The organism is Cohnella thailandensis, from assembly GCF_014212135.1.
Taxonomy (GTDB): Bacteria; Bacillota; Bacilli; order Paenibacillales; family Paenibacillaceae; genus Cohnella; species Cohnella thailandensis.
On record NZ_JACJVQ010000014.1, the window covers coordinates 120,623 to 136,336 of the forward strand.

General features: G+C 57.5%; 16 protein-coding genes. 10 read left to right on the plus strand and 6 right to left on the minus strand.

Going from position 1 to position 15,714, the window contains the following annotated elements; all coding sequences use genetic code 11:
- The first annotated feature begins 38 nt into the window (after nt 1-38).
- The gene (locus tag H7B67_RS16560) at nt 39-458 is read left to right on the plus strand and encodes a Fur family transcriptional regulator (protein ID WP_185120970.1); all 420 of its coding nucleotides are present in this window, start codon (nt 39-41) and stop codon (nt 456-458) included.
- A gap of 62 nt (nt 459-520) precedes the next feature.
- On the opposite strand, the gene H7B67_RS16565 is transcribed toward H7B67_RS16560, so the two are convergent.
- Nucleotides 521-1,237, minus strand: a complete 717-nt coding sequence (locus tag H7B67_RS16565; RefSeq protein ID WP_185120971.1) for a VOC family protein — start codon at nt 1,235-1,237, stop codon at nt 521-523.
- Between the two features lie 156 nt (nt 1,238-1,393).
- On the opposite strand from H7B67_RS16565, the gene H7B67_RS16570 reads away from it, so the two are divergent.
- From H7B67_RS16570 to H7B67_RS16605, 9 genes are all read left to right on the plus strand, one after another.
- Entirely contained in the window at nt 1,394-2,077 is a 684-nt protein-coding gene (locus H7B67_RS16570) for a MerR family DNA-binding transcriptional regulator (RefSeq protein ID WP_185120972.1), read from the plus strand.
- A gap of 84 nt (nt 2,078-2,161) precedes the next feature.
- Entirely contained in the window at nt 2,162-3,082 is a 921-nt protein-coding gene (locus H7B67_RS16575) for a helix-turn-helix transcriptional regulator (protein ID WP_221468799.1), read from the plus strand.
- Complete coding sequence (locus H7B67_RS16580; protein WP_185120974.1) at nt 3,079-3,906, plus strand: NAD(P)H-binding protein; 828 nt, start codon at nt 3,079-3,081, stop codon at nt 3,904-3,906. Before H7B67_RS16575 ends, H7B67_RS16580 begins: the two co-directional genes overlap by 4 nt.
- Before the next feature lie 20 nt (nt 3,907-3,926).
- Nucleotides 3,927-4,556 (plus strand): ABC transporter ATP-binding protein, encoded by a 630-nt coding sequence (locus tag H7B67_RS16585; protein ID WP_342592596.1) that lies wholly within the window; start codon nt 3,927-3,929, stop codon nt 4,554-4,556.
- A gap of 6 nt (nt 4,557-4,562) precedes the next feature.
- The gene (locus tag H7B67_RS31300; protein ID WP_342592597.1) at nt 4,563-4,877 is read left to right on the plus strand and encodes an ATP-binding protein DrrA1-3 family domain-containing protein; all 315 of its coding nucleotides are present in this window, start codon (nt 4,563-4,565) and stop codon (nt 4,875-4,877) included.
- Nucleotides 4,874-5,686 carry an ABC transporter permease gene (locus tag H7B67_RS16590; RefSeq protein WP_185120975.1) on the plus strand — a complete coding sequence of 271 codons (813 nt, stop codon included), beginning with the start codon at nt 4,874-4,876 and terminating at the stop codon, nt 5,684-5,686. The genes H7B67_RS31300 and H7B67_RS16590 overlap by 4 nt, the downstream gene beginning before the upstream one ends.
- A gap of 144 nt (nt 5,687-5,830) precedes the next feature.
- A complete protein-coding gene (locus H7B67_RS16595) occupies nt 5,831-6,538 on the plus strand; it encodes a DNA alkylation repair protein (protein WP_185120976.1) in 708 nt (235 codons plus the stop codon).
- A gap of 136 nt (nt 6,539-6,674) precedes the next feature.
- On the plus strand, nt 6,675-7,523 hold the full coding sequence (locus H7B67_RS16600) for a DUF1444 domain-containing protein (RefSeq protein ID WP_185120977.1): 849 nt from the start codon (nt 6,675-6,677) through the stop codon (nt 7,521-7,523).
- A gap of 68 nt (nt 7,524-7,591) precedes the next feature.
- Nucleotides 7,592-8,134 (plus strand): Uma2 family endonuclease, encoded by a 543-nt coding sequence (locus H7B67_RS16605; protein WP_185120978.1) that lies wholly within the window; start codon nt 7,592-7,594, stop codon nt 8,132-8,134.
- A gap of 325 nt (nt 8,135-8,459) precedes the next feature.
- Here the strand turns inward: H7B67_RS16605 and H7B67_RS16610 are convergent, their stop codons facing one another.
- The 5 genes from H7B67_RS16610 to H7B67_RS16630 all read right to left on the minus strand — a co-directional run bounded on the left by H7B67_RS16610 (nt 8,460) and on the right by H7B67_RS16630 (nt 15,643).
- Nucleotides 8,460-8,627, minus strand: coding sequence for a hypothetical protein (locus H7B67_RS16610; RefSeq protein WP_185120979.1), 168 nt, complete (start codon nt 8,625-8,627; stop codon nt 8,460-8,462).
- Between the two features lie 105 nt (nt 8,628-8,732).
- A complete protein-coding gene (locus H7B67_RS16615; protein WP_185121072.1) occupies nt 8,733-10,277 on the minus strand; it encodes an acetate--CoA ligase in 1,545 nt (514 codons plus the stop codon).
- Between the two features lie 167 nt (nt 10,278-10,444).
- A complete protein-coding gene (locus H7B67_RS16620) occupies nt 10,445-11,674 on the minus strand; it encodes an aminopeptidase (protein WP_185120980.1) in 1,230 nt (409 codons plus the stop codon).
- A gap of 72 nt (nt 11,675-11,746) precedes the next feature.
- Nucleotides 11,747-13,468, minus strand: coding sequence for a methyl-accepting chemotaxis protein (locus H7B67_RS16625; protein WP_185120981.1), 1,722 nt, complete (start codon nt 13,466-13,468; stop codon nt 11,747-11,749).
- A 99-nt stretch (nt 13,469-13,567) separates the two neighbouring features.
- A complete protein-coding gene (locus H7B67_RS16630) occupies nt 13,568-15,643 on the minus strand; it encodes a MalT transcriptional regulator family protein (protein WP_185120982.1) in 2,076 nt (691 codons plus the stop codon).
- Nucleotides 15,644-15,714 lie beyond the last annotated feature (71 nt).

Sequence of the window (15,714 nt, forward strand, 5' to 3'; positions counted from 1 at the left end):
GAAAATACTGCTCTTAGTCATCGAAAGAAGGGGACGGGTTGAGCAAGGAGACGGTATTGGGCAGGATGAAAGAAGAAGGTTTGCGCCTTACTCCCCAGCGCGTTCATATCGTTGAGCTGCTATTCGAATTGTCCCACCCGACCGCGGACCGGATTTATGGCAGGCTGGCCGAGAAGTTCCCCTTTGTCAGCCCGGCAACCGTGTACAACACGCTCAACAAGTTGAAGGAGATCGGCATCGTGAGAGGGATCGCGAACGGCGACAAGTCCGTTTACTTCGAATGGGCCGGTTCGGATCATTGGCATTTCACTTGTCAGGCATGCGGCACGATCTACGATTTGGAACCGAATGGCGCGGAGTCGATGCTAGCCGTCGGCACCAACCGCGGCGCGTTCCGGGTCCATAGCTATCAGGTCGAGTTTCATGGCGTCTGCTCTGCGTGCAGCGATAAATTGTAAGCGTTTAACCTCTTGGCAGCCCGGGGACGATTCGTCTGCGGGCTATTTGCGGTATCCGCGCGCTACTCTACGTTAATCAAGTCATTCCACCTTTTCGCGATTTTCCCCCAATCTCCTTCCCTCTGATCGTTAGCTTGCAGCAGCTCTTGAAGTTTCTCATTAACGGCAGGGTCGAGAACGGATTCCCGTTGGATTCGGAGATCGAGGGCAACGAGCAGGAGCTTGGCCAGATCCAACTCCGCTAACCGGATCGACGCGAGATCGGAAGGGAAAAACTTCTCCAGCATCCGTTGCGCGGAATGGAGATCTTCCTTCGAATACAACAGATCGTAGAGGGTCTCGAAGCGTTCGGCATATTCCTCGCTCTCGATCGTCCGGTAGAAGACAGGATCGGCCAGCTTGGAGCACGGGGTCCCGATGAAGAGCGTGTTGCCTCCCGTATCCGTAAGGATGAATCTTCGGTCGTCCGCGAGGTCCTTGATTTTGGAGATTCGGGGAATGCCGGTGCGGGGGATTCTTCCGGAAGCCTCTTTTACTCCGTTAATAAAGGCTTCATAAACGCGGTCCACGTCCGCCGCTCCGATATAGCACATTTGGGGATTCTCGTTCGGAACGGTTTTTTTGCTCCCATAGAAGTGAATCTCGATTGGACCGTAACGCACGACCGCATAGGGATTCGGGCGACTGTACACGCTGACCGTTTGAAATCCCAAACTCTCGTAGAAGGCAATCTGGTCCTTGATGGACGGACACGGCAAAATAGGGATGATTCGATTCAAGCTTCTACCACTCCCTTCGGTTATACTCAAACTATACAACATTCATGCAAATGCTAAGGTTGAATGAAAGGAATCGGTGCAAGGCTTGAGCTTTTCGCTATAAAGTCGTCATGTAGATTAACACTAATTTGTAGAGTTGGCGGCGGTGGAGACAAGATGAACGGAATTGAAATTGCCCGAAAATTAAACGTCAGCACTAGCGCGTTAAGGCATTACGAGGCGTGGGGACTTGTGCCCGAGGTCGAGAGATCGGCCAACGGATACCGGATTTACGGGAAGAAGCACGAGGCGTATTTTCAATGCATTCGCGCACTGCTCCCCGGTTTCGGAATGGGCTTGGTCCGCCAAGTCATGCCGCTTGTCGTTAAAGGAGAGAAGCTCGAGGCTCTATGGATCGTCAATAAGGCGCAGGTCGATCTCCGGGCCGAAAGGGACACGGCTCTTAGAGCCATGGAACTGATGGAACGGCTGGGAGAAGCCGAGCTTCCGCCGTATCTCGACAAGAACGCGTTTACGATCGGAGAGGCGGCCAAGCTGGCTAACGTATCCGCTTCGGCCATTCGGTACTGGGAGAAGGAAGGGCTGATCGAGCCCGAGCGGCACGGGGAGAGCGGCTTTCGCCTGTATACGCAATCGGACATCCGCAGCCTTCTGATCATCCGCACCGTTCAGAGGGCGGCTTATTCCTTGGATATCGTCCGGGAAGTGCTGTCGGGGCTTCGGCGCAATCATGTCGCTCAGGCGAAAGATATGGCTCGACAATCCCTCCAATACATCGATCAAGCCTTGATCGAACAGGTAAAAGGGATCGCTTCTTTGCAAAATCTATTTGACTTGTAGACTTTAATCCTGAAGACCATCTTGTCAGGATTAAAGTCGTAAGATAAATACCGGATGAGCCGATCGTTCATCGACCGAGGAGAGATGCCTGTGAGACTGGACCGATTGCTCGGCATTACGCTGGAGCTGATGGCCAAGAGAAGAGTGACCGCCACGGAGCTGGCCGCCAAGTTCGAAGTATCGGCGCGCACCGTCTATCGCGACGTCGACCTGATCAATCAGGCCGGCATCCCGGTCGCGTCCTTTAGCGGCGCCGACGGAGGCTTCGAGCTGATGGGCGGTTTTTTCCTGACGCGGCAGCAATTCTCGGTCGACGACTTTACGGTGATCTATACGCTATTGAAGGCGATGGAAGGGACGATAGGAAGCGCGGCAGCTTCCCCGATGCGGAAGCTGGCGAGCCTGCATCCCGCTCTGGCGAACGATGGAAGCCGGGAAAACCTCATTCTTGACATGAGCGCTCCGGAACGGGAACGGGAGCTCGTGCAGGAGCTTTATCGGGCGATCCGGCAATCTCGCGTCGTGCGTCTGGCTTACGCCAGCGCGAACGGCACGTTCTCAGAACGCAGCGTGGAGCCGTTAAATCTGCTGTGGGAGAAGGGTGCCTGGTACCTGGAAGGCGACTGCAGATCGCGCAAGGCGAGGCGGTACTTCCGCTTATCGAGGATCGCCCGAGCCGAGGCGACGGAGGAGACGTTCGTCCCGCGACGCCTTCCGGAACAGGCGGATCCGCCGGAAGCGCAAGGGATTCGAGCCCATCTTCGCTTCGATCCGTCGGTGCGCACGCGAGTGCTCGAACAGTTCCCGGGCGAATGCGAATACTTAGGCGAACGCATCGAAGTGCGTACGGTCTTTTATACGAAAGAGTACGCGCTGTCGCTTATCGCGAGCTACGGAACGAAGGTCGACATCCTGGCGCCGGACGAGCTGCGGGACGATGTGATCGCCCATATCGAAGCCATCCGCCAACATTATGCGAGTAAACGAGAAGGAGATTCGACATGACGATTTTGGTGACAGGTGCAACGGGAACGGTAGGACGGCATGTGACGGAGCTGCTCGTGCAGCGGGGAGCTTCCGTGCGAGCCTTAACGCGAGATCCGGAGCGGGCGAGAGAGATACTGCCGCAAGGCGTGCAGATCGCGAAGGGCGATCTGATGAAGCCGGAATCGTTAAGGGAGGCATTGGAAGGCACGGAAGCGATGTTCCTGATCATCTCCAGCGATGAGCCTCAAGCGGATCTCAACACGGATCCCCAAGCGGTGGCGCTGGCCGAAGCGGCCGGCGTGAAGCGGGTCGTCGTGCTTGTCGGCTATGAGGAGGGGCCGGTCGAAGCGGCGCTTCGGGCAAGCGGCATGCGGTGGACGCTGGTGAAGCCGGCCGAATTCATGGCCAATGCGCTGGCGGATTGGAGGGATTCGATCCGCGAGAACGGCATCGTGCGGGAATTTAACGGGGATGCGCCGAGCGCGAGAGTGCACGAAGGCGATATTGCCGCCGTAGCCGCAGAGGCGTTGTTGGGCGACGGTCATCATGGCCGAAGCTACCCGCTGACGGGGCCCGAAGCGCTTACTCGCAAGGAAGCGGTGGCCGCGATCTCGGCGGCAATTGGCAAGGATATCCGGTTCGTCGAGCTGACCGAAGAAGAAGCACGGCAGCAATGGCGGGACCAGGGGTATGACGAGGACGGCGTCGAGTTTTTCGTGCAGATGGGGATGCATCCGCCGGAGGCCGGCTATACGGTGCTGTCGACGGTCGAGGAAGTGCTCGGGCGGCCGCCCCGCACGTTCGCCGATTGGGCGATCGAGCATAAGCGGGAGTTTCTGTAAGCGGAGAAGGGGGAGCGAGGATGGCCTACGTCATTGAAGCGCATGATTTGCGCAAATCGTTTCGGGGGCAGGAGGCGGTGCGCGGGGTGGATCTGGCCGTTCGGCGCGGAGAAATCTTCGCCCTGCTCGGGCCGAACGGCGCCGGCAAAACGACGACGATCCGTATGCTGGCAACGCTGCTGCGGCCGGATGCGGGAGCGGCGCGCGTCTGCGGATGCGACGTCGCGGCGGACGCGGACGGCGTGCGAAGCCGTATCAGCGTCACGGGCCAATATGCGGCGCTGGACGAATCGCTGACAGGCCGGCAGAACGCGACGCTGTTCGCCAGACTCCACGGCTACTCCCGCAGAGAAGCCCAAGCCCAAGCAGCAGAGCTGCTCGAAGCGTTCGGCCTGGCGGATGCGGGAGGGCGTACGGTCGCGACGTATTCCGGCGGCATGCGCAGAAGGCTCGACCTCGCCGTCGGCATCCTCTCGCGTCCCGAGGCGATGTTCCTCGACGAGCCGACGACCGGGCTCGACCCGCAGAGCCGTCGAGAGCTGTGGGAAGCGGTGCGCCGATTGGCGAAGGCCGGGACGACCATCCTGTTGACCACGCAATACTTGGAGGAAGCAGATCAGTTGGCGGATCGCATCGGCTTTATCGCGTAAGGAAGGATGGTCGCCGTCGGCACGCCGGATCAGCTCAAAGCAACGAGCGGAGGCAAGACGCTGACGATTTGGCTGGCAGCGGGGACCGATCCGTCGGAAGTCTGCCGCTTGCTCGCCCGCGAACACGGGCTGGAGGGCCAGGCGGATGCGGACGGGCGGGTCGTAAAGGCGGCGGTGCGGGAAGCCGCGCAAGCTCACGCCGCCGTCGGCACGCTGCTGGACAGCGGTGCGTCCATCGAAGACTTCGCGCTGAGCGAGCCTAGCCTTGAAGACGTGTTCTTCGCGTTAACCTCCGCAAGCGGCAAGGAGGCGGCAATATGAACTTGTCTTTATTGTCAGAGGAGCGGAAGCCGGCAATGCGAAGGCCGGGGAGCCTGACCGCAACGGCGCTGTTCGCGCAAAGAACGCTGTATCATATGAGGAACAACGGCTTTGGCCTAGCCATTGAGGCGGTTGTATCGCCGATCGTTTTGCTTCTTATCTTCACCTTCCTGTTCGGAGGGGCGATCGAGGGCTCCGTCAGCGGGTACATTCAATATCTTCTGCCGGGAATTCTCGTGCTGACGGTCGTCCCGATGTCGGTATACAGCGGCACGACGTTGTGCAACGATCTCGCCAAAGGCGTTTATGCCCGATTCCGCACGATGCCGTTCTGGCAGCCCGCCGCGGTCTTCGGCTCGGTCGTCGCCGAGGGCTTGCGCTATGCGGCGGCGCTGCTTGTCGTTCTGACGGCGGGACTCGCGCTTGGGTTCCGTCCGGACGACGGCATCGCGGGCGCCGCGCTTTCAGGGCTGTACGTTCTGTTTTTTGCTTATGGCGCCAGTTGGGTGTTCGCCTTCATCGGGACTGCGGCCAAGAGGCCGGAGACGGTATCGGGCACGAGCATGATGATCGTCTACCCGCTGCTGTTCGCCAGCAACGTGCTCGTCGACACGTCGACGATGCCCGGATGGCTGCAGGCGGCGATCGACGCGAATCCGATCAGCATTGCCGTCGAACTTACGAGGGGATTGATTCACGGAACGGCGGATGCGCTGGATATAGCGGCGGGCCTCGGCGTCGGCTTGTTGCCGATAGCCGTCTTCGCTCCGTGGACGGTGCATGCTTATCTGACAAAGGGATTGCGTTAGGCGGGGCTGGATATCCTCTTCTGATCGATAATCGGATCCGCCCGTGAATCTATTTGGAGAGGGTAATCTTTCGGGTTATAATGAAAGGACTCTGTTTACCAACCGCGCCCCCACTAAATCCACTCTTGAAGGAAGTGCGTGCCAATGAATCTAGAGACCGTCATGCAGGAGCTAGAAGCGCTAGGCAAGGAAAGACTCAAGAAAATGTACATGTCCAACGGCGCTCATGAGCCGCTGTTCGGCGTGGCGACGGGCGAGATGAAGCCTATTGCCAAGAAAATCAAGAACGATCAGGCCTTGGCCGATCAGCTCTATGCCACGGGGAACTACGACGCCATGTATTTCGCCGGAGTCATCGCGGATCCGAAGGCGATGACCGAGACGGACTTCGAGCGTTGGATCGATGCGGCTTATTTCTACATGATCACCGACTATGTCGTTGCCGTGACTCTGTCCGAGACGGATATCGCGCAAGAGGTTGCCGATAAATGGATCGCCAGCGGCGATGAGCTGCGCATGTCGGCGGGTTGGAGCTGCTATTGCTGGCTTCTCGGCAGCCGCAAGGACGCCGAGTTCGACAAGGACAAGCTGTCGGGCATGCTCGACTTGGCGAGAACGACGATCCACGATGCTCCCGAACGGGCCAAATACGCGATGAACATGTTCATTTACACCGTCGCCGTTTCATATGTTCCGCTGCACGACAAGGCGGTTGAGACTGCCCAAGCCGTTGGCTCGGTAGAGGTCGACAAAGATAAAAAGAAAAGCAAGTTCATAAGCGCCTCTACGAATATTCAAAAGGCCTTGGACAAAGGTCAAATCGGATTTAAGCGCAAGTATGTGAGGTGTTAGTAGCATTCCGATAACTAAGTCTGCTACAATATACACAATATTCCAGAGGTGAAGCACACCCTGGCTCTCGTCTATTAAGGACGCGGAGCCGGGGTTTTTGTTTTTCCTAGGGAACCGAATTGGAGGGAGAAAACGAATGGGAGCGGTTCGTTTGTACGACAAGCCGGAACAGTTCGCGGAGATGATGGCACGCCAGCTTAGCGAGAGCATGGGATTGAAGGTTCGATCGAAGCGCGGGGAGCCTCTCCTGCTGGAGATTCTGCTTGACGATTCCGATCGGCAGGACGGCAAGGTGGAGATCAGCCTTCATCAAACTTACGACACGTACATGGCAGGAGGAGACTTGAATACGGCGGTCGATTATATGAACGATATTGCCCGGATGACGGTTCATATGCGCACGGAGAACGAGATGAAGAAGATCGATCTCGCGGGGGTTTATCCGGCCGTTCGGGACGAGCGGTACGTGAAGGAAGCGGGCAAGGAGTCGCCGATGGTATCGGATCCGTTCCTGCCCGGCTTGCGGATCGTTTACTTGGAGGTTCATGAGGACTTCTGCAAAATCATCACCCGCCAGTTGTTGAACGAGAATCCGGAGCTGGACGAAGAGAAAGTCAAGAATCAGGCTTACGCCAACCTGAAGGCTTCCGGTTGGGTAGAGCCGACTATGCGCCTTCCCGATCCGAACCGTCCTACGTGCGTGCTTCAGGTGTTCGCCGAACCTCCTCATCCGATCGATTGTCAGTTTCTTCTGCCGGAATGGACCTCGCGCTATTTGCCATCCCAATACCTGATCGCTTATACGAATCGCAAGACCGTCCTGCTCCTGCAGACCGGCGAACAGATGGACTCGGCGCATAAGGCAAGGGACGTGGCCGTGAAGAGCGCATTCAAGGAGATGGTAGAACGAAGCCACCGATTGATGCCGAGTCCGGTGTCCGACCGCATCTATTGGGTGAAGGACGGGAAGGCAAAGCTGCTTTAAGGTAGAGACAGGTTCCGCAATTCTTATGCTATAATGGTAAAAAATGTTCGTTGTCGGGAGGGATCGCGGTGGCGGATGATTCGTCGAAAAGAAATCCTCGTTTCCTCATCGACGAGAGATACGAGATTATAGGCGGAATTAGATACGATTTTCTATCCTCCCCGAAGTACGTTCATCAGCAGATTCTAGGAGACTTGCATTTGGCCTTTCGCGATTCATGCGGAGCGGAAGGGAAAATCTTGCTGGCCCCATTGGACGTGCATTTCGACGAGGATAACGTATTACAGCCGGACATTATTTATATCGCGAAGGATAACGTAGGAATCATCAGGGACGGGTATATTTACGGCGCTCCGGACCTCGTCGTCGAGATCCTATCCGACGCGACCGGCCGACGGGACAAAACGATCAAGAAAGAGACCTATGAGAGGTTCGGAGTACGGGAATATTGGCTGGTCGATCCTGTCTATCGGGTCGTGGAGCAGTTCGTGCTCATTGACGGGAAGTACTCCCTTGCGGCGACGCTTACGGAGTCCGATCGGGTCGTCTCGCCTACGATCCCATGTCTTGGCATCGAGCTGAGAGATATTTTCTCGGTGGAGGACCTCTAACCAAGCAAAGAAGCCTGCGGTCGGCACCACCAAACCGATCGATGGCAGATTAAAGGACGCACGAAGCCGAAAAAAGGAATCACCACGCCTTCAAACGAGTCAACGGACATGGAAAACCCTTAGAACGGTAAAAGCGCCTTTTCATGGTCATATTCGAACGCTAAAGGACTGTATGTCCGTAACATTTCCAATGAGCGATAAATCAGCGTTTAAGAGTCGTCGGTGTTCGTTAGCCGATACCGGGCATGAAATCGCCGTATGACTTTCTCAACAATCTTAAGCCTGCTTCTCACGCTTCTTTCTTACGCATCGGCGGAAGTCTCGTTTAATGGAACGTAATCGTATAGGACACCGACGGATACGCGGTTGTCGTTCCCGGTACCCGCTCCACGACCGTAACCAGGGTGCCGGGGCTGTCATAGCTGACGATAGGGGGATTCGCCGAAGCGGTAAGGCTGTACAGTAGAGAGGCGGCCAGTATCACGACAAACAAAGCGCTAATACCTTGCAAGACCGATTTCGCTATATCCGCGTTCCTAACGGGCACCATACGGAAGAACCCCCAACGCCGGCAGCGGCGCGGGGGTTCTTCCCATTCTTATGAATAAGCATGATTCTCCCGCTGCCTGAGCTCGATGCGGCGGATCTTACCCGAGTTGGTCTTCGGCAAGTCGCTTACGAATTCGATCCGGCGAGGATATTTGTAGGGAGCCGTAAGAGCTTTGACGTGGTCTTGGAGCTCCTTCGCCAGAGCGGGGGACCCGGCGGCGCCGTCCTTCAGCACGATGAACGCTTTGACGACGTGGCCGCGGATCTCGTCCGGACTGGCGACGGCCGCGCATTCCTTGACGGACGGATGACGGAGCAGCGCTTCCTCCACCTCGAACGGGCCGATCGTGTAGCCGGCGCTGATGATAATATCGTCTCCGCGTCCCTCGAACCAGAGGTAGCCGTCCTCGTCCTTGCTCGCCCGATCTCCGGTAATGAAGTAGGAGCCGATCATGCTGGCGCCTTTGCGTTCCGGGGCTCGATAGTACTCGCGGAACAAAGCCGGCATCTCGCCGTGCACGGCGATGTCCCCGACTTCTCCGGGAGGCAGCGGCCGTCCGGCTTCGTCGATGATCTCGACCAGTCCGGGCGCGATGGACTTGCCCATCGAACCGAGCTTGATCGGAGCGTCCTTCAGGTTGCCGATCAGGAGCGTGCTCTCCGTCTGCCCGTAGCCGTCGCGAATGGTGAAGGAGAACAGATCTTGGAACTGTCGGATTACCGCTTGATTAAGCGGTTCCCCCGCGGATACCGCGCTTCGTATAGAGGCCAAGTCGTAATCGGCCAACGAATCGGATTTGGCCATGATTCGATACTCGGTAGGCGTGCAGCATAGGACGTCGATCCGGTTCGTTTGGATGAGCTCCAGATACTTCTCCGCCCGGAAGGAGCCGTGATAGATGAAGCCGGTCGCCCCGTTGCCGAGCACGGACAGGAACGGGGTCCAGATCCATTTCTGCCAGCCGGGAGCCGCCGTCGCCCAGACCAGATCCGAAGGGCGGATATCCAGCCACGAGGAAGTGATTCGCAGATGCGCGAATCCCCAGCCGTGGCTATGGGCGACGCCCTTCGGATTGCCCGTCGTCCCGGAGGTGTAGGCCAGCAGCGCCAGGTCGTCGCGGCGGGTCGGCGTCGCTTCGCGTGTCTCGGGTTGACCTTCCATTAGCGAGCCAAGGGAAATCCAGCGCGAGGTTCCTTCTGCTTGTCCGCTCGCGTCGATCAAATACTTCAGGGCGGGCAGCTCATCGGAGATCCGATCTACCTCCGCAGCCCCTTCGCTCCAAGCGATGACGGCACGAGCCTCGGAATGGGCAAGCCGGTACGAGATGTCCTTCGCCCGGAGCATCTCCGAGGAAGGGATGATGACAAGCCCCAGCTTGAGGCATGCGACGTAAATGAAATAAGCCTCGATCGTTCTCGGCACCATGACCAGAACGCGGTCTCCCTTGACGAGTCCCAGGCTATCCAATCCGCCGGCCAGTCGATCGACTTGCTTAAGAAGCTCGGCGTAGGTTATTTGGGCGGTACGGCCCTGCTCGTCCTGCCAGCGCAGGGCGATCTTATCCGAGCGGTGACGCTCGATCTCCGAGCTCATGTTGTAGTGTTCCGGGGCGATCCATTGCTGAAAATTCAAGCTAACTTCTCCTTTAACATTGCGTCACTTCTTGTTGTAAGGACAAGTATAGCATAGCCTGGCAAAATGAAAGAAACCCCGCCGCATAAGCGGGGGGGTTCCATGGCGCTGTACCGTATTTTGCGGAATCAGAACGCCCAATTACCCTTGCGGAATACCGGTTCCGCTCGGCCGTCCTTCGTGATGCCGTCGATGTCCATCTCGGCCGAGCCGACCATGAAGTCGACGTGCAGGAAGCTCTGGTTCAGGCCGGCCTGCTCCAGCTCCTCGCGGGACATCGTCGTGCCTCCTTCCACGCAGGTCGGGTACGCGTTGCCCAAGGCCAGGTGGTTCGAGGCATTCTCGTCGTAAAGCGTGTTGAAGAAAATGATGTTCGATTCCGAGATCGGCGATTGATGCGGAACGAGCGCGACTTCCCCGAGGTAGCGGGAGGTGGCGTCCAGATCGAGCATCTCCTTCAGGGAGTCGTAGCCCTTCTCGGCTTGGAAGTCCACGACTCGGCCGTTCTCGAAGGTGAGGCTGAAGTTCTCGATCAGGTTGCCCTGATAGCTCAGCGGCTTGGTACTGCGGACCACGCCGCTGGTCCCCAAGCGATGCGGCGCCGTGTATACCTCTTCGGTCGGAATGTTCGGGTTGAAGGTGCCGCCGCGCTCGTTCTTCGAGATGCCACCGTTCCAGAGGTGATTCTCCGGCAGCTCGATGATAAGGTCCGTGCCCGGAGCCCGGTAGTGAAGCTTCTTATATTGCTTTGCATCCAGATAAGCGCGCTTGGAGAGCAAGGTGTTGTTATGCTCCTCCCAAGCGGCGACGGGATCGTCCCGGTCGACGCGAACGGCGCGGAAGATCGCCTGCCATAGCGCTTCGACGGCGGCTTCCGTATCCAGTTCAGGGAAGACCAGCTTCGCCCAGTTGTCCGACGGAGCGGCCGCGATCGACCAGGACACTCTCTTCGAAGACGTGTAATTCCGCCAATTGACGAGGGCGGCCGAGGAGACGCGGGAGTAGTCCGCGATCCGCTTCGGATTGATTCCCTTCAGGAGCTCGGGATCGTCGGACTTGATCAGCAGATAGGCTCCGCCCTTCTCCGCCAATTCGTCCATGGCCTGCACCCGCCAAGCCGGATAGCTCTCGAACGCTTCGTCCGGGGCGAGACCGTAGGTCAGCTTGCTGATATGTTCATCCCGCCATTCGACGTGAACGTTCTTCGCTCCGACTTCGTAAGCCCGCTTGACGACAAGGCGCGCGAGCTCCGGCTGGTGGATGGGGGCATTGATCCACAGATCTTGTCCCTTCTGGATGTTAACGGCCGTCCGTACGATAAGGTCGGCATATTTCTCTAACTCTGTTGTTGTAGGCATAGGGTCATTCCTCCTGTTCGATGTAAGTTTACCATTTACCGATTACTTAATCTAATCGCGGCTTGGGCCTTCTTATACCTTGAACTTGCCGACTAGCGATTGCAAGGATTCCGACATGCCGTTCAGCTTCAGCGCGGCTTGGCGCATCTCTTCGCTCGTCGCGGTCTGCTCTTCGGTCATGGCGGCTACTTCTTCCGAGAAGGAGGCGGTCTCTTCCGTGATCTTGGCGATCTCCTGGATGGCGGCTTCGACGGACTTGCTTCCGGCCGACATCTGCTCGATAGTCGAAGCGACGTCTGTCACTTGAGCGCTCAGGCTGTCGATCTCCTCCATGATCGTACGGAAGGACTTGCCCGCGCTCCACATTGCCTCGACGCCGTTCTTCACGTCCGCGCCGCTCTCCCGAACCTTCTTGGCGAGCCCGGAGATGCCGCCGAGCATGACTTCGATCGTGTCCGCGATCTCGGTCGTGGAGCGAGCGGCTTGGTCCGACAGCTTGCGGATCTCGTCCGCGACGACGGCAAAGCCCTTGCCATGCTCTCCGGCGCGGGCCGCTTCGATCGCCGCGTTCAGGGAGAGCAGATTGGTCTGTTTGGAGATATCTTTGATGCGGTCGACGACTTCTCCCACTTGCCCGGACAATCTCGACAGCTCGGTCGCCGAAGCGTGGATATCGGAGAAGGTCGACTCGATTCGCCTGATGTTGTCTACGTTCTGCTTCAGCTCATTAGCGCTCTCGAACGCGACGGACTGCGTTCGTTGGGCGAGGAGGGACACTCCGCTCGTCGTAGCCGCCACTTGCTCCAAGCCGGATACCGTCTCTTCGATGATCGCGGAGATTTGCTGCGTCTGGGAGACCTGCTGCTCCGTGCCTTGGGCAACTCGTCCGACGGATTGGGCAATTTGATCCGACGCGCGCGAGCTCTCTTCCGACCCGTTCCGCAGCAACGCCGAGGACCGTTCGAGCTCCTTGGTGCTCGCTTGAATATCGGAGATCATGCCTTGCAGGCTGGAGAGCAGCAAATTCGCCTGATCGGCCAAGTCCTTCGTCTCATCCTTCGTCCTTAACCGGATTCGTTTGGTCAGATCGCCTCCGGATGAAGCGATCTCGGCGATGGCGGCGCCGACCTTGCGTACGTTGCGGACGGTGATGTACCCGGTCAGATACCCGGAGACGGCAGAGACGGCAACGACAATCGCAAGAGCGACGTACAATTGGACGCGAAGCCGGTCGTTCTTCTTCTTTAACTCCTCCACTCTCGCCGCCGATTGCTTCTCTTCCGCGTCTTTAAAATTCGAAAGAAGAACGCGGATGGCGGACTCGTACTTTTTCCCCGGATCGTCATGGACGTATTTGGCTAGACCTTCGGAATCGTTCGCTTGCTTAAGCGCGATGGCGACCTCTCCTGCATCCTTCACCCAGCCTTCCACGTTCTCCTGAATGACCTGCAGTTTTTTGACAGGGTCGGGATTGTCCGCGATAAGCTGGGTTAAGGCGGCATAATTCGTTTTCCAGCTCATCTGCCCGTATGTATAGGGATCCAAGGAATCCTTCTCGCCGGAAACGACGTACGCGAGAATCCCTTGCTGCATGTCGACGATATCTTTCTCCAAGGACTGGGCCAGGCTGCGAACTTTCATATCATGATTCGTAATATAATCGGTCTCTCTCTGGAACTTCGATAATTGGTCGGTCACCAGCAGGATCACGATTATAAAACAGAGGATAACGATCAGAAAACCTAGCGCGATCTTGTTCTGGATACGATTCAGTCGGATTGCGGGGAGCTTCATTTCATTCTCTCCTTGTGTAAGCTATTCTTACAATCCAACATTATCCTATGTCGCAGGCTAGATTTCAACACAAAAGTAAAAAAGGGAATGAAAAAATGTTTAAGTGGATTCGATTTTGCCGGAATCGAACGTTAAAGCGAGAGCGATCGCTTCCGCCAGACGTCTTATAGCCGTCCGGGTATGCCGATAAAACGTCGTTCTGCTCATATAGAAGGCGCCGGCGAGCTCTTCCTTGTTTCGGGCTTTCTGCACGTAAAGCTCCCTTAAAATAAGCTGATCCTTCGTCGTCAACGGAGGCATGGGAAGCTCGGCGGTTAGCAGTTCCAGCACCTTGCTCCGCACGGGGTCTTCCGATTCGAACAAATGCTCCAGGATGCGCTTCATCGCGACGAAGTCGATCTTCGGGACGCTCTCGCTCGCATGAGGATAGATCGTGGCGGCTGCCGTTTCACCCGTTTGCCGAATGATTCGCTTCACCCATTCGTCAAACGAAGATTGCCGGAAATCGAGCTCCCATACCGTCAACTTATCCGCGAAGGGATCGACGGAGCCCCGCTCCTTGAACCCGAGCGCCGGCAGAAGGGACTTGAGATTCGGATCCGCCGTCACCGTGATTCCGCGCAAACCGCTCGTCATCATGATCAGCCATTGCTGCATCAGAAGAGCGCCCAGCTCTTCCGGACGGTAGATGGACTGCCGGACGTCGACCGCGGCGAGAAGGATGCATAACGTATCCGCGGTCTCCGGGGATAGAGAGGGCGAACGGTCCGAGTCTTCGTTCAGGATCGGGAGGAACCCGGGCGCGTATCGCTCGAGAATCGGCAACGTCATGCCGTTCAGCCACACGCCGGCACAGAAGGCCAGCGGCACCCCGAGCTCGTCCCGCACGACGCAGATTCCTTCCGGGCAGCTTTCGGCTATGCTGGCGAGAAGCGATGGATAATCCTCCGCCCGAGCCAGCTCCGTCTGCCAATCCGTCGGCGCGGCAGCCGCCAGGAACCGTTGCAGATGGGGCAGGTCCTCCGGTCGATAAGGCCGATATTCTCCCGGTCTCAGATTGGAAGAGAAGTTGGCGTAAGCATTGGCGATAGGCAGGAATTCGCGATACAGCTCCAGGATATGGGCGGCGTAACGCATTTGCAGCCTCTTGTCCGCGGCATGGAATTGTTCGGTCAGCAGACGAATGATCCTCTGCCGGAGATCCTGGAAGAGCAAGGGGGACTTCGCCGCGTATTCTTCCCGAAGGAGACGGGACGCCACGTGATGCATGGACAAGCCATAGGGAGTCGCGCGGATGAACGATAAGGTTCCGAGATCCTTATAACCGGCAGGATCGAGAGGGATCTCCAGAAAACGGTTCAGAAGCGCGTGGTCGGCGGCCGGGAGCAGCGACAGTACCGTCAATGCGGGATACAGAGCCGGGGAAACGACTTCCCGGAGCAGCTCGGCGCTTAGAATGGCGGGGATTTCGAGAAGCGCTCTTCGTTCCTCTCCCTGCCGGGATTTAAGCCAATCGACCGTCAAAGCAAGAAGCAGGGGATGGCCGTCCGTTCGCTGTGCGACTTCGATTTGCAGCTCCGTGCTAAGTCCGCTATCCCGCAAGTAGGCAACGACTTCCTCGCGCGTAAACAGCCGCAGATGCAACGAGCTGAAGCGGGGGCCCCAGTACGGGTTCGTACGCCATTTGACCGACAATTCGTTCCGGGAAGCGACGACGATGAGCACGCTTGCGGACTCGAGCTTCGGCAGAAAGCTGGAGAGAAGCCAGCCCTCCAATCTATCGAGGCTTTCGCCATTGTCGATGAGCAAAACCGTTCGCTGCCGGGACAATTCCGACACGACAAACGTCAGCAGAGGCGTGTCCGGCGACCGTACCCGTCCGTATTCGCTAGCAAGACTAGCTTCCAGACCGGAGAGAAAGGAGACGGACGTCAACAGCTCGCTTTGTCCGTCCAACCAGAGCGTAGGCAGGGACGATTCCCTGGTCTTGCGGGCCATCTCCGTCAGAAGCGTTGTTTTGCCGATGCCTCCGATCCCCGATACGGACAACAGCCGCGTCCCGGCGCCGGGCTCGGCCATCCACTTGGCCAAAGCCTCCAGTTCGTTATCCAAGCCGATTACGCGGGAACCGAGGCCGTTCCCGATCCCATTACCGTTAAGAGTTAGCCGTTCCATCTGTCACTCTTCTTTCCCGATAATCAAATATGAAACAAAAACGAAACGTTGATAGAGTAGTTTTTATTTTA

Excerpts from the sequence above, each read along its gene's own strand:
- H7B67_RS31300 (WP_342592597.1), top strand. The coding sequence starts at position 4,563 with ATGGTCGCCGTCGGCACGCCGGATCAGCTCAAAGCAACGAGCGGAGGC.
- H7B67_RS16615 (WP_185121072.1), bottom strand. The coding sequence starts at position 10,277 with ATGAGCTCGGAGATCGAGCGTCACCGCTCGGATAAGATCGCCCTGCGC.
- H7B67_RS16620 (WP_185120980.1), bottom strand. The coding sequence starts at position 11,674 with ATGCCTACAACAACAGAGTTAGAGAAATATGCCGACCTTATCGTACGG.
- H7B67_RS16625 (WP_185120981.1), bottom strand. The coding sequence starts at position 13,468 with ATGAAGCTCCCCGCAATCCGACTGAATCGTATCCAGAACAAGATCGCG.
- H7B67_RS16585 (WP_342592596.1), top strand. The coding sequence starts at position 3,927 with ATGGCCTACGTCATTGAAGCGCATGATTTGCGCAAATCGTTTCGGGGG.
- H7B67_RS16630 (WP_185120982.1), bottom strand. The coding sequence starts at position 15,643 with ATGGAACGGCTAACTCTTAACGGTAATGGGATCGGGAACGGCCTCGGT.
- H7B67_RS16575 (WP_221468799.1), top strand. The coding sequence starts at position 2,162 with ATGCCTGTGAGACTGGACCGATTGCTCGGCATTACGCTGGAGCTGATG.
- H7B67_RS16595 (WP_185120976.1), top strand. The coding sequence starts at position 5,831 with ATGAATCTAGAGACCGTCATGCAGGAGCTAGAAGCGCTAGGCAAGGAA.
- H7B67_RS16580 (WP_185120974.1), top strand. The coding sequence starts at position 3,079 with ATGACGATTTTGGTGACAGGTGCAACGGGAACGGTAGGACGGCATGTG.
- H7B67_RS16590 (WP_185120975.1), top strand. The coding sequence starts at position 4,874 with ATGAACTTGTCTTTATTGTCAGAGGAGCGGAAGCCGGCAATGCGAAGG.
- H7B67_RS16600 (WP_185120977.1), top strand. The coding sequence starts at position 6,675 with ATGGGAGCGGTTCGTTTGTACGACAAGCCGGAACAGTTCGCGGAGATG.
- H7B67_RS16570 (WP_185120972.1), top strand. The coding sequence starts at position 1,394 with ATGAACGGAATTGAAATTGCCCGAAAATTAAACGTCAGCACTAGCGCG.